Annotated in this window: 11 protein-coding genes; 6 read left to right on the top strand and 5 right to left on the bottom strand. The window is 70.5% G+C overall.

Annotation, left to right across the window (positions count from 1 at the left end; genetic code table 11):
- Positions 1 to 20: 20 nt before the first annotated feature.
- From AB0L06_RS09255 to AB0L06_RS09245, 3 genes are read right to left on the bottom strand one after another with little or no spacing between them, the layout of a single operon-like run.
- The gene (locus tag AB0L06_RS09255; RefSeq protein WP_500230441.1) at positions 21 to 647 is read right to left on the bottom strand and encodes a response regulator; all 627 of its coding nucleotides are present in this window, start codon (positions 645 to 647) and stop codon (positions 21 to 23) included.
- 4 nt (positions 648 to 651) lie between these two features.
- A complete protein-coding gene (locus tag AB0L06_RS09250) occupies positions 652 to 1,788 on the bottom strand; it encodes a sensor histidine kinase (RefSeq protein ID WP_500230440.1) in 1,137 nt (378 codons plus the stop codon).
- Positions 1,789 to 1,793: 5 nt separating this feature from the next.
- Positions 1,794 to 3,992 carry an MMPL family transporter gene (locus tag AB0L06_RS09245; protein WP_500230439.1) on the bottom strand — a complete coding sequence of 733 codons (2,199 nt, stop codon included), beginning with the start codon at positions 3,990 to 3,992 and terminating at the stop codon, positions 1,794 to 1,796.
- Between the two features lie 291 nt (positions 3,993 to 4,283).
- Here AB0L06_RS09245 and AB0L06_RS09240 point away from each other — a divergent pair, with 291 nt between their 5' ends.
- From AB0L06_RS09240 to pglW, 3 genes are all read left to right on the top strand, one after another.
- The gene (locus AB0L06_RS09240; RefSeq protein WP_500230438.1) at positions 4,284 to 5,522 is read left to right on the top strand and encodes a hypothetical protein; all 1,239 of its coding nucleotides are present in this window, start codon (positions 4,284 to 4,286) and stop codon (positions 5,520 to 5,522) included.
- Between the two features lie 87 nt (positions 5,523 to 5,609).
- Positions 5,610 to 6,386 (top strand): HEAT repeat domain-containing protein, encoded by a 777-nt coding sequence (locus AB0L06_RS09235; protein WP_500230437.1) that lies wholly within the window; start codon positions 5,610 to 5,612, stop codon positions 6,384 to 6,386.
- Positions 6,387 to 6,693: 307 nt separating this feature from the next.
- Positions 6,694 to 11,277, top strand: coding sequence for a BREX system serine/threonine kinase PglW (gene pglW, locus AB0L06_RS09230; protein WP_500230436.1), 4,584 nt, complete (start codon positions 6,694 to 6,696; stop codon positions 11,275 to 11,277).
- Positions 11,278 to 11,349: 72 nt separating this feature from the next.
- On the opposite strand, the gene AB0L06_RS09225 is transcribed toward pglW, so the two are convergent.
- Positions 11,350 to 11,550: a DUF397 domain-containing protein gene (locus AB0L06_RS09225; protein WP_500230435.1), complete on the bottom strand. Its 201-nt coding sequence runs from the start codon at positions 11,548 to 11,550 to the stop codon at positions 11,350 to 11,352.
- A 17-nt stretch (positions 11,551 to 11,567) separates the two neighbouring features.
- Entirely contained in the window at positions 11,568 to 12,446 is an 879-nt protein-coding gene (locus AB0L06_RS09220) for a helix-turn-helix domain-containing protein (protein ID WP_500230434.1), read from the bottom strand.
- Positions 12,447 to 12,643: 197 nt separating this feature from the next.
- On the opposite strand from AB0L06_RS09220, the gene AB0L06_RS09215 reads away from it, so the two are divergent.
- From AB0L06_RS09215 to AB0L06_RS09205, 3 genes are all read left to right on the top strand, one after another.
- Positions 12,644 to 12,955: a hypothetical protein gene (locus tag AB0L06_RS09215; protein ID WP_500230433.1), complete on the top strand. Its 312-nt coding sequence runs from the start codon at positions 12,644 to 12,646 to the stop codon at positions 12,953 to 12,955.
- A 145-nt stretch (positions 12,956 to 13,100) separates the two neighbouring features.
- Positions 13,101 to 13,319 carry a hypothetical protein gene (locus AB0L06_RS09210; RefSeq protein ID WP_500230432.1) on the top strand — a complete coding sequence of 73 codons (219 nt, stop codon included), beginning with the start codon at positions 13,101 to 13,103 and terminating at the stop codon, positions 13,317 to 13,319.
- 26 nt (positions 13,320 to 13,345) lie between these two features.
- A complete protein-coding gene (locus AB0L06_RS09205; RefSeq protein ID WP_500230431.1) occupies positions 13,346 to 13,831 on the top strand; it encodes an ATP-binding protein in 486 nt (161 codons plus the stop codon).
- The last annotated feature ends 18 nt before the right edge of the window (positions 13,832 to 13,849 follow it).

Here is a 13,849-nt window from a genome sequence, read left to right as displayed (position 1 = left end):
CCGTCGGGAGCGGGGGCGGGCTATGAGCGGGGGAGGAGACCGAGTTCGAGGGCCTTGACGACGGCGTGGGTGCGGTCGCCGACGTCGAGCTTGGCGAAGATCCGCAGCAGGTGGGTCTTCACGGTCGCCTCGGCGATGACGAGGCGCCTGCCGATCTCGGGGTTGGACAGGCCGTCCGCGACCGCCCGCAGGACGTCGACCTCGCGGGCGGTGAGCGCCGCGGGGGCGGGCCGCCGCATCCGCGCGACGAGCTTCTGCGCGATCTTCGGGGCGAGCACGGTCTCGCCCCGGGACGCGGCCCGGACGGCGTCGACGAGCTGCTCGCGCGTGGTGTCCTTCAGCAGGTAGCCGACCGCCCCGGCCTCCACGGCCCGCTCGATGTCGGTGTCGGTGTCGTAGGTGGTGAGGATGAGGACGCGGGTCCCCGCGCGCGCCGCGACGATCTCGGCCGTCGCGGCGACGCCGTCCAGGTCGGGCATGCGCAGGTCGAGCAGCGCCACGTCCGGGCGGAGCTCCGCGACCAGCGCGACCGCCTCCCGTCCGCCGCCCGCCTCGCCGACGACCGCGATGCCGGCGTCGGCGGCGAGCAGCGCGATGACGCCCGCGCGCATCGCGGGATGGTCGTCCGCCACGATCACCGAAAGCATGTCTTCACTCCTCCAGGGGAAGGACGGCGAGGATCCGGGTGCCGTCGCCGACCGAGCTCGTCACGGTGAGGCCGCCGCCGAGCTCGGCGAGCCGGCGGCGCATTCCGGCGAGGCCGAAACCCCGGGCGTCCTCGACCGCGAAGCCGCGCCCGTCGTCGGTGACCTCCAGCTCGACGTGGTCCGGATGCCTGGACAGGACGATCCCGACGGTCGACGCCGCCGCGTGCTTGCGGACGTTCGCCAGCGACTCCTGCGTGCAGCGCAGCAGCGCGATCCGGGTGGTCTGGTCGCCGTCGACCTCGTCCAGCTCGGCGTCCACGGCGAGGCCGGTGTCCTCGGCGAACCGGTCCAGGGTGCGACGCAGCGTCGCGGTCACCGATCCGGACGCGATCGTCTCGCTCGGGGACGAGCCGACCAGCACCCGCGCCTCGGACAGGTTCTCGCGCGCGATCCGCTCGATCGAGGTCAGCTGCCGGGACGCGTCGTCCGGCGCGTCCCGGACGTCCGAGCGGGCGGCCTCGGCGAGCACGACGATCGACGCGAACCCCTGCGCGAGCGTGTCGTGGATCTCCCGCGCCATCCGCTCGCGCTCGGCCGCCGCGCCCTCCTTCCGGAGCGCCTCGGCCAGCGCCGACCGCGCGTCGGCGAGCTCCTCGCCGAGTCGTTCCGCGTGCCGGTCCGCCCGGTCGAGCATGCGCTGGACGGTGAGCGCCAGGACCGTCCCCGCCCCGAAGCCGACCAGCGTGACGATCGCGTTGCCCTGAAGCCCGCCGCCCCGCAGCAGGTCGCCGGCCAAGGCGGCGACGGCGGCGAGTCCGCTCGTCCAGATCGGCTCCCGGACGGTCCGCGCGTGCAACCAGAACATCGGGAGCGAGGCGATGAACAGCGTCGCCGCCCCGTCCCGCAGGTAGGCGACCGCGCCGATGCCGAGGACGAGCACCCACGGAAACCAGTCCACGCGTCCGGGGAAGCGGCGGTACAGCGCGTACGCGACGCCGAGCGCGACCGGAACGCCGAGCGACCAGACGCGTGTCCCGCCCGCGTCGTCGTGGGACGCGACGACCTCGGGAGCGAGGCCGACCAGCACCCACAGGACGGCGTTCCAGCGCAGGACGCGCGACCGGTCGTCGGGAAGCGGCACATCGATCACCCTACGGGCCGCATCGCCCGGTTCCTCTCGCCGGTGTCGCGCCGCGTCCGCCGGGACGGCCACCACGCGGCCTCGCCGAGCAGCAGCATCATCGCGGGCAGGACCACCAGCCGGATCACGAACGCGTCCAGCAGCACCGCGACCGCGAGGCTGAGCCCGAACTGCTTCATCTCGATCAGGTGCAACGGGATGAAACCGGCGAACACCGTCACCATCACCATGGCCGCGCTGGTCACCACGCCCGCCGACGCCCCGATCCCGTCCATGACGGCCCGCCGCGCCGGCACCCCGCTCCGGACCAGCTCCTGGACGCGGCTCAGCGTGAACACCTGGTAGTCCATCGACAGCCCGAACAGGATCACGAACAGGAACAGCGGCACCCGCGACCCGACCGACCCCATCGAGGTGAACCCGAGCAGCCCCTCGGCCCAGCGGTGCTGGAACACCGCCGCGAGCACGCCGAGCGACGCCGCCGCCGACAGCAGGTTCAGGACGGCCCCGACCAGCCCCATCACGACCGACCGGAACGCCAGCACCGTGATCGCGAACGTGACCAGCAGGAGCGCGCCCAGGATGAGGGGGAGGCGCTGCTTCTGGTGCTCGGGGTAGTCGGCGTACCGCGCGACGTCCCCGGTCACCGCGACGTCCACCCCGATCTTCCCGACGGTCGCCGGGACGTGCACGGCGCGCAGCCGCTTGAGCGAGTCCTCCCCCTGCTTCTGGCTCGGGTACGCCGGGACGGGCACGTCCAGGATCGTGACCCGGTGGTCGGACGACACCCGGACGCGCGTCCGGCCGTCGAACAGCGGGTCGGCCTTCACCCGTGCGGCGAGCGCGTCCAGCGCCGACGCCACGTCCGCCTGCCGCGACGCGTCCGCGCGGACGACGACCTGGTCGACCGCCTTCAGGTCCGGGAACGCCGCGTTCACCTTGAAGAACGCCTGCATCGCGGGCAGCTGCCGCGAGTACGTCTCGCGGCCCACGTCCGTCAGCTTCATGTAGGTCATCGGCGCGGCGAGCACCAGCAGGAGCGCGGTGGCGATCCCCAGCATCACCGCAGGCCGCCGCGCGACCGCCCCGAGCACCGACCCGGTGACCCGTCCCGGCCCCGCCTTCGACGGCGTCGCCTGCCGCGCGGCGGCCGGGTTCCCGTGACGCGCGGCCCGCCGGGCGGCGCGGCGCGAGGCGCGGGCGCCGAGCTTGGCGAGGAGCGCGGGCAGGACGGTCAGGGAGCTGACCACGGCCGCCGTCGTCACCACGATCGCGCCGGTCGCCAGCGACGAGAAGATCACGTCGTCCGCCAGGAAGAGCGTCGCGGACGTCACCGCGACCGCCAGCCCGGACACGACCACCGCGCGCCCGGACGTGGCCGCGGCCAGCTCCACCACGGCCGCCGACGACAGCGTCCCGCCCGCCTTGGCCCGTTCCTCCCGGTCGCGCTTGAGGTAGAAGAGCGTGTAGTCGACCCCGACGGCCATGCCGATGAGCAGGATGACGTTCGTCCCGACGCCCGCGTCCGGGAACACGTGCGAGGCGACCATCGACAGCCCGACGCCCGCCGCGATCGACGACACCGCCAGCAGCAGCGGCACGACCGCCATCACCAGCGACCGGAACACGAGCAGCAGCACGATCAGCGTGACCGGCAGCGCGAACACCTCGGTGCGCGAGAGGTCCGAACTCCGCTGCCCCTGGACGTCCTTGCTGATGGACGGGCTGCCCGCCTCGTCCACGGCCAGGTCGGGGTTGGCCTTCCTCACCTGGTCGGTCTGCGCGAGCACCGGATCGACGACCTTCTTGCCGTCCAGCTCGGGCCCCGTCAGGGTCACGTCGACCCGGACGGCCCGTCCGTCGTCCGACCAGACCGGCGCGGCGGCCGACATGACCTCGGGGAGCCGTCCCAAGCGCGTCCGGACGTCTTCGGCGACGGCCGTTCCCCGCGCCCTGTCGAGCGGCGCCGTCCCCTTCGCCGTGATGAGGACGCGCTCCAGCGGCCGCTGCTGCAGCCCGCCCTGCGCCGCGTGCGACTCGCCCCGGCCCGCCTCGCCGACCCAGTAGTCCTTGGCCTGGGCCGCGTGCCCGCCGATCGAGATCCCGGCGCCGAGGCAGAACATCACGAACAGAAGCCACCCGGCGATCGCGCGCCAGGGGTGATGGGCGCTCCACCGCGCCACTCGCACTGAGGGGTTCTTCATGGTGAAAAGCCTGGCCGGAGGCCCCTTTCCCCCGACAGCCTCGACCGGCTGAACCTGTTGTCCACCGACCGGTGGACACGGACGCCTGGCGGACGAAAGGGAAGCAGGCAGACGAACCACCCGCCCTGGTAGGTGCCGGTCCGCCATGAAGAAGCGCCGAGCCCGTCCAGGGGGCCGGCGCTTCTTCACTTCTGACGAAAGGTGAGGGAGCCAAGTCATGTACCGGATACGTCTGATTGATGGTGTTTAGACTGCGGCTCTGAAGGGCCGCGTTCTTACGAGGGAGTGGTGATGGGCATGCCGGACGAGTTGGGGCGACCGACCCTGCTGGTCAGGATGACGGCCAAGCTGAAGGGGGAGGTGCGGGCGGACACGCTCGAATCGTTCCGGCGCGCGGGCGGCGTCGCCTACACCGAGATGCAGAGGGCGGAGGCACTGCGCCAGAAGCTCGCCGACGAGGGCGCGAACCTGTGGCACGTCGAGCCCGGGGTGTCGAGCCAACTGCTGTGCTCGTGGAACGCGTTCGTCCTGCAGTCCATCGGCGAGAACCTGCTGGACGCCGACTACAGCGCCGACCCGAGGACGGTCGGGTACGTCCCGCCGGTCACGCACACGCAGGTGACGGACTGCTTCGGCCAGGTCGAGACGTGGTCGTCGCGGGCACGGCAGGCCGCCGGCAACACCATGCTCGACATCTCCAAGACCGTGGCGCTGCCGGCCGAACTGCCCGAATGGGCGGAGGCCGCGCCCTGTCCGCTGCCGCACCTGCGGGGCATGCTCGCCGCGGCGCGGGCCGTCCGGGAGCACGCCGAGGTGGCGCTCGGGGTGTTCGAGGCGTCCGTCCAGGACGCCGAGAAGCACGGTCGTGACCTGCAGCGGCTCCGGCAGCTCGCGGCCGAGGGGACCACCGCGGCGGACTACGCCGAGGGCCTGCTCGAGGCCGTCCCCGATCCGGAACTGCACGAGGCGATCGAGGAGCGGCTCCAGCGCGCGCTCGAGGCCTTCTACCAGCTGGGCCAGCTCACGGCCATGCCGTCCCTCATCGCCCGCTACGACTCCGGCGGCCAGGCCCAGGCGCCCACGGCGAAGAAGCTCGCGACGCCCGACTCGTCCGCGTTCGACCCGTGGTGCCTGACCTCGCCGCTCGAGCGCGCCAAGTGGCGCAAGGACCCCCGCGCCCACCAGTCCATCAAGGAGCTGTGGGAGTTCGACCCCGACCCCGCGGCCACCCTCAAGATCCAGGACGAGATCGACGCGGCCAAGAGCATGGGCGCGATCGACTACGCCAAGAACACCAACGGCTCCATGCTCGGCAGCTACTTCTGCTGCCCCTGGGGTGCGATCTACGTCGTCCGCCGCCACGTGACCATCAACGGCCGCCGCCTGCGCCAGGGCCAGCAGTTCACCTACGAGGTCGACGCCGACGACGTCCCCAAGGGCGGCCGCTTCATCCGCCGCCTGATCGTCGGCACCTTTGCCCCCACCGACGACGTCGAGTACTGCGACCCCGACGGCGAGCACGAGTTCTGACCGCCGCATAGCCCCAGGTTCCCGACCTGGGGCTTTGCGCCGTAATCCTGATGCTCCGCCGGAATCGGGCCAGTAGCATGCCCGGTCATGGCGATGTTCGTGCACCTGACTTCGGCGGCGAACGTGCAGCGCATCCGGCGCTCCGGGATCCGAGCGGTCAGCCGCGGACACAGCGGGCGCGGGGTGTACTGCTTTCCTGTGCTGCCGTCCTACACCCTCACCCACCAGTGGCTACGCGAACTGGCCCACTTCGGCGCACAGGGCAGGCTCGTGGCCGTCCACATCCGGCTGGACGACGACCAGCCCGTGCTGGCCGGTCGCTACAACGATGCCCAGCCCACCGTCTCCGCAGCCGAGGCGGTGCAACGGATCGCCGCGCTGGACGACCCGCGTGGCTGGGAGGTGTTCGTCCCCCGAGCGATCCAGCCGCGTGAAGTGCACCGGATCCGCACCGTGCCCCAGGTCGCGGGCTGGCGATACCGCCCGAACGCGCACGGCACCCGCCCCTGCACCTGCTACGGATGCCGAGTGAGGGGCGAATACGGTTCACGCCGCCTGCGTGAGCGCCTGCCCCACCCCCTGGACGGCCCGCCCCCACCGCCCCGAGTGCTACTCGCCAGGATCGCCGAGACCGACGACCCGGCCATCCTGCGCGACACCCTGCACTGGTTCGGCATGCGCCGACGAGGCCCACTCGACCAGCTGACCCACCTCGCCGAGCACCCCGACCCGGCCGTCCGGGAAGACCTGGTGTGGGCGATCTCCCGCTGGTCCACCCCCGGCGTCACTGAACTGCTCGACGCCCTCGCCAACGACTCCCACCCGGACGTCCGAGAGGCGGTAGAGACCGTCCGCGAGCCGTAGCGACCCTCGCGGGGCCGTTCTCACCCGCCTCCCGCCGTCGGGGTGATGAGCGCCGTCCTCGCCGAAACGCTCGAACGTCATGCCCTGCATACGGCAGGCGCGGCCCGCTCGGTCCTCACCGCCAGCCCTGAGAACCGGCCGGAACCAGACCCTTGACCCCAGACGCCTGAGCCGATGGCACAGGCGTCATTCGCATCAGACTTCGATTGGCTGAGGTACGTCCGTGATGTCGGAGGCCGCGGATAGCATCATGCGGGCAGCGGCCGGAGGACATCCGGCACGACGTCTCTCGACACGCGGAGTGGGAATGCTCAAGGGCGGCCGGTGGACGACGGTTACGGAGTCCGAGTTCGAGCATGAGCGCAGAGGCCTGGAGGACATCCGCGAACGCCTTCCGGATGCTGACGGCTGGCGTGCATGGTCGAACTTCACCTTTACGGCCAACACTGGTCACGTCCGGCAGGTCGACCTCCTGGTCGTCACGCCCAGCGGCGTTCACATGGTTGAGCTGAAAGACTGGCATGGCCGTGTGATCTCCGAGAACGGCACTTGGGTGCAGGCGACTCCATCCGGACGCCTTGTCTCCCACGGCAACCCCCTGCATCTGGTGACCCAGAAGGCACGGGAGCTCGCCGGGCTGCTTGCCCAGAACGGCGAACGAGTCTGGGTGGGAGCGGGGGTGTGTTTTACCGATTCGTCATTGGACGTGCGGTTGTCTCAGGGCGATCAACAAGGCGTCCACGTGATCGACGAGCTTGTGCAGATGCTCCGCCGCCCACCGAAGGACGACCACAGGCGGATCACCGAACCGCGCTCCCAAGCGATCAGGGCCGCGTTGGGGCGGATCGGCATCCGGCGCAGCGAGGCGGAGTTCAAGGTCGGACCGTACCGGCTTGAGCGGCACGCCTTCGACACGGGACCGACCTGGGCCGACTATCTCGGCCAGCACAGCGAACTGCACGAGATCGCCCGTGTGCGGATCTATCTGAGCGAGCGCGGTGCGGATGCCTCCCTCCGACGATCGGTGGAGAACGCGGCGCGTCGCGAAGCCGCCGTTCTGCAGAGGTTCCGGCACCCAGGCGTGGTGCACCTCAAGCAATACGACCCGTCAGGCCATTCCGCCGGTCCGGCCCTGATCTTCGACTACCACCCCGACACGCTGAGGCTGGACGAGTACCTCGCCCGTTACGGCGACAAGCTCGGCATCGCCGACCGGATGGCCTTGGTCAGGCAGCTCGCCGAGACGATTCGATCCGCCCACGCCAGCCGGGTTCACCATCGGGCGCTGGCCGCGCGCTCGGTTCATGTCGTTCCCCGCTCGCGACGTTCCGGTGACCCGTCGCGCGACGGCGACGCGCGGTGGCTGTCTCCGATGCTCCAGATCTCCGACTGGCAGATCGCGACTCAGCGCACGGGCTCGGCGGGCTCGTCCCGGTTCGCCCCGACCAAGCTGTCGGCCATCCACATCTCCGACGGGTCGGACGCGTACCTGGCACCTGAGCTCACCGCCCTTCAGCCGGACGCGGTCGCTCTCGACGTCTACGGGCTCGGCGTTCTCACATACCTGCTGGCCACAGGTAAGCCGCCCGGCGCGTCCCAGGCCGAAGTGCTGGCTCGCCTGGACGAGGGCGAGGGCCTCCGCCCGAGTGCGATCATCGACGGGCTGTCGTCGGACATCGACGAGCTGGTGCAGGCAGCCACGGCGAGCAGTCCGGAGCGGCGCCTGGCGTCGGCGGACGAGTTCCTGGAGCTGCTCGGGAGCGCCGAGGACGCACTGAACGCCACCGTCGCCGCCGACTCCGACGCCGGTTCGGCCCCCGCTTCGGAGAAGGATCCGCTGGAGGCGGTCCCCGGCGATGTGCTCGCGGACCGCTGGGAGGTGCGACGGCGGCTCGGAACCGGCTCGACCAGCCGTGCCTTCCTGGTCCGTGACCTGCGGCCGCCGCCCAAGGGACGCGAGCTCGCCGTCCTGAAGATCGCCTTGTCGGACGCTCGGGCCGCCATCCTGATCCGCGAGGCCGAGGTCATGGGGCGGCTGCGCGCCGACTCACGCGTGATCCGCCTGATCGAGCCCGAGCCGCTGGCGATCGGCGGCCGCACCGTGCTGGCGATGGAGTACGTCGGCGACGAGCGGGTCGGCGACGACCAGTCCGGGCTTCCGAGCCGGCACCGAGGCGAGACGGTCGCCCGTGAACTGCGCGAACGTGGACGCCTCCAGATCGACCAGCTCGAGGCGTACGGCGACTACCTGTTCGGCGCGATCGACTTCCTGGAGGGCGAGGGCGTCTGGCACCGCGACATCAAGCCCGACAACATCGCCATCCGCATCCGCCCCAACCGCACCCGCGAGCTGGTTCTGATCGACTTCTCGCTGGCGGGCTATCCCGTCCAGGAGACCAACGCGGGCACAGAGGGGTTCCTTGACCCGTTCATCGGCGGGCTGACCCGGTCGGTCTACGACGCGCACGCCGAGCGTTACGCCGTTGCCGTGACCCTGCACCAGATGGCCTCGCGCGAGCTGCCCAAGTGGGGCGACGGCAAAGTTCCGCCGCAGCAGCTCGCCCCGGATGAGTGGCCCGTCCCGGTCGTCGAAGCCGACGCGTTCGACCCGGCGATCCGGGATGCCCTCGTCGAGTTCTTCCGCAAGGCGCTGCACCGGGACGCGGCGCAGCGTTTCCCCGAGCTCAAACCGATGCGGGACGCCTGGAAGAAGATCTTCCTGGATCTCGCCGGGACCGCCCCGTCCACCGGGTCGGGCAGCCGCCATCCCATACCTGGGAAGACGAAGGAGAGGACGGCCGAGAAGGGCGGGACGCCCGGAATCGCCGCCGCAGAGCCGGAGTCCGCCCAACGGCAGCGTGACCAGCTCGCCGAGGCGGCCACCCGCGAGACGCACCTGTCGGCCGCGGGGCTCACCCCTGCCGCGGAGTCGTTCCTCTACAGCCTCGGCGTCATGACCGTGGGTGAGCTGCTCAATTATCACAAGGGCAAGCTCGTCAACGCGCCGGGTCTCGGCTCCAAGACCCGCACCGAGATCCAGAAGCGCCAGAGCGAGTGGCGCGCACGCCTCGAAAAGACCACGCGCTCTCCGCTCACTCCGGAGGGACGCAAGGCCGCGGCCGATGAGCTCGAGAAGCTCAGCGAGGTCGAGTCGCAGGTGGCCGGCGATCTGGCGGCAGATCACCCGGACGCCGAGATCTCTTCCACCGTGTTGCGGATGCTCAGCCTCGACGCGCTTGCGACACTGCTGGTCCCCAAACTCAAGGCGGACGGCACGAACCGCAACGAGGTGGAGATCGTCCGCAGGCTCCTGCGTCTGCCCGACGAGACCGGTGCGCTGCCCGACCTGCCGATCTGGCCGACGCAGGCGAAGATCGCCGGACCGATGGACATCAGCCGGGGACGCGTCCCCCAGGTGCTGAAGGACCAGCGGCAACGCTGGCGGAAACTGCCCGCCATCAAGGAGCTGCGCGAAGAGGTCCTGGATCTCCTCGCGGAGTTCGGCCGGGTCGCCTCCACCGCCGAGATCGCCGAGGTTCTCACCAAGCACCGGGGTACCGAATACCAGGACCCCGAGATCCGCCGGGCGCTGGGCCTTGCCGCCGTGCGGGCCGTGTTCGAGGCGGAGCAGTACGTCCCGGAGGAGAAGGCGTTCAGCCATACCCCCAATCGGGACGCCGAGGGCGGCGCCGCCAACGGCGGTCTGTTGGCCCTGGAAGTCGGTGAGGACGACGGTCCCGAGACCCCGTCGGCCCCCGCCCTTCTCGACTATGCGGTGCGCCTCGGCCGGGTCGCCGACCGGCTCGCCGGCCTGGACACCCTGCCCACGGCCGCGACCGTCCTCGGCGAGTTGGCCGCGATCACCCGACCATCCGGTGCGATCGACTGGGACGAGCGGCGCACGGTCGAGATCGCCGTCGCCGCAGCCAAGAACGCCGCGGTCACTCCCCGGTTGGAGGTCTACCCGCGCGACCTGCCCCTGGTGCGGGCACTGCGGTTGACCCAGGCAGGTCTGATCCGGATCATCCCTGGTATCCCGGAGGAGAGCCAGCCAGGCCTCCAGTCGGAGGAGATCCATGCCCAGGTCCTGACGAGGTTCCCCCGCTTCAACGACACCGGTGACCGGCTGCCCACGGGCGGGCCGCTGACGAAGGCGCTGCGCGAGGCGGGGTTCGACGTCAGGCTGGCGGAGCACCGGGACACCGGCGTCCTCCGGTACCTGCCCACCAACCCGGACGTCGTGTCCAGCTACATGTCGTCTCCAGCCCAACGACGGACCACGCGGAAGAGCGGAGCAACCCGCTACTCCGACGATCCGCAGATGGCGGCGGCGGCCGAGGCGGAGGAACGGCTGAGGGCGTCGGCCCGTCGGGACGGATTCCGGGTGCTGACCGTTCGGGCCGGGCTGACCGGGCAGGCCGTGGACGAGCTGTCTGGTGTCCGCTTCGGGGCCGAGCCGCTCTCGGTGACGGACCTGTTCCTGCGCACCCTGCACGACCTGGTTCCGCCCGGCACGAAGCCGACGTGGGAGACGATCCTGCGCGCCGACGTCGCCGTGCCCGGGAGCAAGGCCGCGATGAAGTTCAGCGAGTACAGCCGTACGGCGTGGGGCCGGATGGAACCCGTGATCCGCGACCGGATGGCCTCTGGCGTCGGCCCGTTGCTGCTGACCGACGCCACGGCCCTCGCGCGTTACCAGGCGATGGGCGTCCTGGCCTCACTCGCGGCGGCTGCCAGCTCAGGCGGTCGTGGCCTGTGGCTGCTGTGTCCGCAGGGCGACCCGTTCCGCGAGCCGCGCCTCGCCACCGTGGCCGTGCCCTATCAGGACGCGCTCGGCGAGTTGATCAGGCTCCCCGACTCCTGGGTCGCCAACGTGCACCGCGCCGCCTGACCGAGCTGGACGGACGAAGCCCCGGCCCGAGCGTCGAACGCTCCGACCGGGGCTTCGTCTGTTCGTCCTGCCTCAGAGGTCGAGCTCGCCGGAGCGCACCCGCGCGGTGAAGGCTCGCCATTCACGGACGGAGAACGCCAGCCGCGGACCTTCAGGGTCCTTACTGTCGCGCACGGCCGTCGTGTGGTCGCTGAAAGCGGCCAGCTCGACGCAGTCTGCGTTGCCGGTGCCGCTGTAGCTGCTCTTGCGCCAGCCCGTGACAGGAAAAGCCATACCTCGGACACCTACGTTCACATCGCGTCCCTCGTCTGGGTGATCAGCGCACGCGTCTCGTCCGGGTCGAGGGCACGAGCACGAAGCTGATCGAAAATCCTCCCATAAATGGCGACCTCGTCGGGGTCGTCCAGGAAGATGCCGCCAGTCCTGTACTCAATGTACGTCGTCTCCGGATCAGCGGGATCAGGGAAACCGAGGACGTGGAAGCCGTTCTGCATACAAGGGTGCGCGCCCTTAGCGAACGGAAGGACCTGGAGGTCTACGAGCGGGTGGACGGAGAGCTCCAGGAGCCGGTCGAGCTGTGCCTTCATGACGGCCCGGCCGCCGACCATGGTTCGCAGCGTGCTCTCGTGGAGGATGGACCAGATCTCGGCGGGGTCGCGATCGTCGCTGCCGTCCAGCAGTCGAGCCTGACGCTGCTGCCGGACGCTGACGAGGCGTTCGACGGTCTGGTCCTGGGGGACATCGATCTCGGCGCGCGCAAGGGCGGTCATGTAGTCGGCGGTCTGGAAACGGCCGTCGATCAGCGTCGGTTGCCAGCACTGGACGCGGGTGGCCTCGTCCTCCAGGCCGACGAAGACATCGAACCCCTTGGGAAGGACGTCGTTGTACCGGTGCCACCAGCTCGGTTCCTTGCACTGGCGCGCGAGTTCCGCGTATGCGTTGGCCTGGTCGGCGTCCAGGCCGTAGTGCATGCAGAGGGTGAATACGTTGGCGGGCTTGGGGGCGTGGGTCCCGGCTTCGAGGCGGCTGAGGGTGGCGGGGCCGATGCCTGCGTGCTTGGCGGCGGCCTCCCGGCCGATCCCGGCGTCGTCGCGGAGCTGTCGCATCGCGCGGGCCAGCCGCCGTCGGGCGGCTGTGGGGTTCGGGCCTTTGCGGCGACTATTTGTCACTTGACTTCCCTCCTTGAGTGATATGCCGCTGCCTGATCACCATGATTTTTGAGAGTTATCATCTGAACCCCTTGCTGACTGATGTGTCGTGCAACACACTCTGAGCATAGTTAGGCACAGTGCGAAGTGCCCGCAGGTCGTGGAAGGCGGGAGTTCGAGCGCTGCAACCCGAGCTCGTGTGATCCAAGGGCCTGGTGATGACGACACAACCGCAGCAACGACAGACGCGAAAGAGCGGCTACGCCCAGCGACTTCGCGAGTGCCGTATGCACATGTACTCGGAGCTCGTGGACTTGCTACCGGCGCTGACGCCGCCGCTCACCGGCACCCTCATCGGTGGCGCTGATCTCCTGCGCGTGACCAACCCAAGCAACGGGCGTTCCACGGTCGTGATGACCACCGAGGTGCAGAATCGGGCCGGACGCGCGTGGGGCTACTTCTGGCAGAACGGCGGGCATGCCTGGACCGCCGAGGACGCCGCCTTCCTCCTGGCGCGGTGGCTCAGGTGAGCGGGATGGTGGCGACGGTGGGCGCCCTGGTAGTCGCTCTCGGGTGCGCGATGACGCTGCTCCTCTGGGCTGTCCGCTTCCCCGGCGGCCCTCCTGGTGGCCGGAAGAGCGCGGGACGGCATCGGCGCGGACGGAGGACGAGACCGTGAGCGGTGACGCGGCGGATCCGGCCCCCGACGCCGAGATCAGGCGGGCGTTCCACCTCGCGCGGGGAGTGTTCAGTGACGCGATGCGCGAGCACGGCCTGTTGTCCGGTGTGATCAGGCTGATCGACGCCCGCGCCGAGCGCATCCTCGACGAGCTGCTCGCAGTGGACGACGACCCGGAGCCGGGCAACCACGCCACGGGCGAGGAGACGAAGTGACCACACGGATCGGAGGAGGGAACGGAATGGCGCGACTGACCTGTCCGCCCGGCTCGGCGGCGGACTTCCTGTGGGGGCCGGACGAGATGCGTTGGCGTCGCACGTTCTGCGGACGTCCCGACCAGGTGGCGGCGGCGCGCGAGTTCGCCCGGACTCTGTTCGCAGGAACCGGATGCCTGGACCAGGTCGAGTTCGCGGTCGGCGAGCTCGCCGCGAACACCCTGCGGCACACCCGGTCCAGCGAGGACGGCGGCTGGTTCGGCGTCGAGCTGCTCTACGACGATCCGGTCTATGTCGCGGTGACCGACAACGGCGGCACGAGCGTCCCGACCGTCAAGGAACCCGACGACATCTGGGCTGAATCCGGGCGCGGCCTGTGGGCGCTCTCCCAGCTCGCGGCCAAGCTCGGCGTCCAGGGCAGCCGCCAGACCGGCCACCTCGTCTGGGTTGAGATCGACTTGGACGAGCCGTTCACCGCCCAGCCCGGCCTTAGCGGTCACAACAGTCAGTAGCGGTCATGTCCTGATCAG

This window comes from Spirillospora sp. NPDC052269 (assembly GCF_040679435.1).
Lineage (GTDB): Bacteria > Actinomycetota > Actinomycetes > Streptosporangiales > Streptosporangiaceae > Spirillospora.
This window is presented reverse-complemented; position numbering and strand designations above follow the sequence as displayed.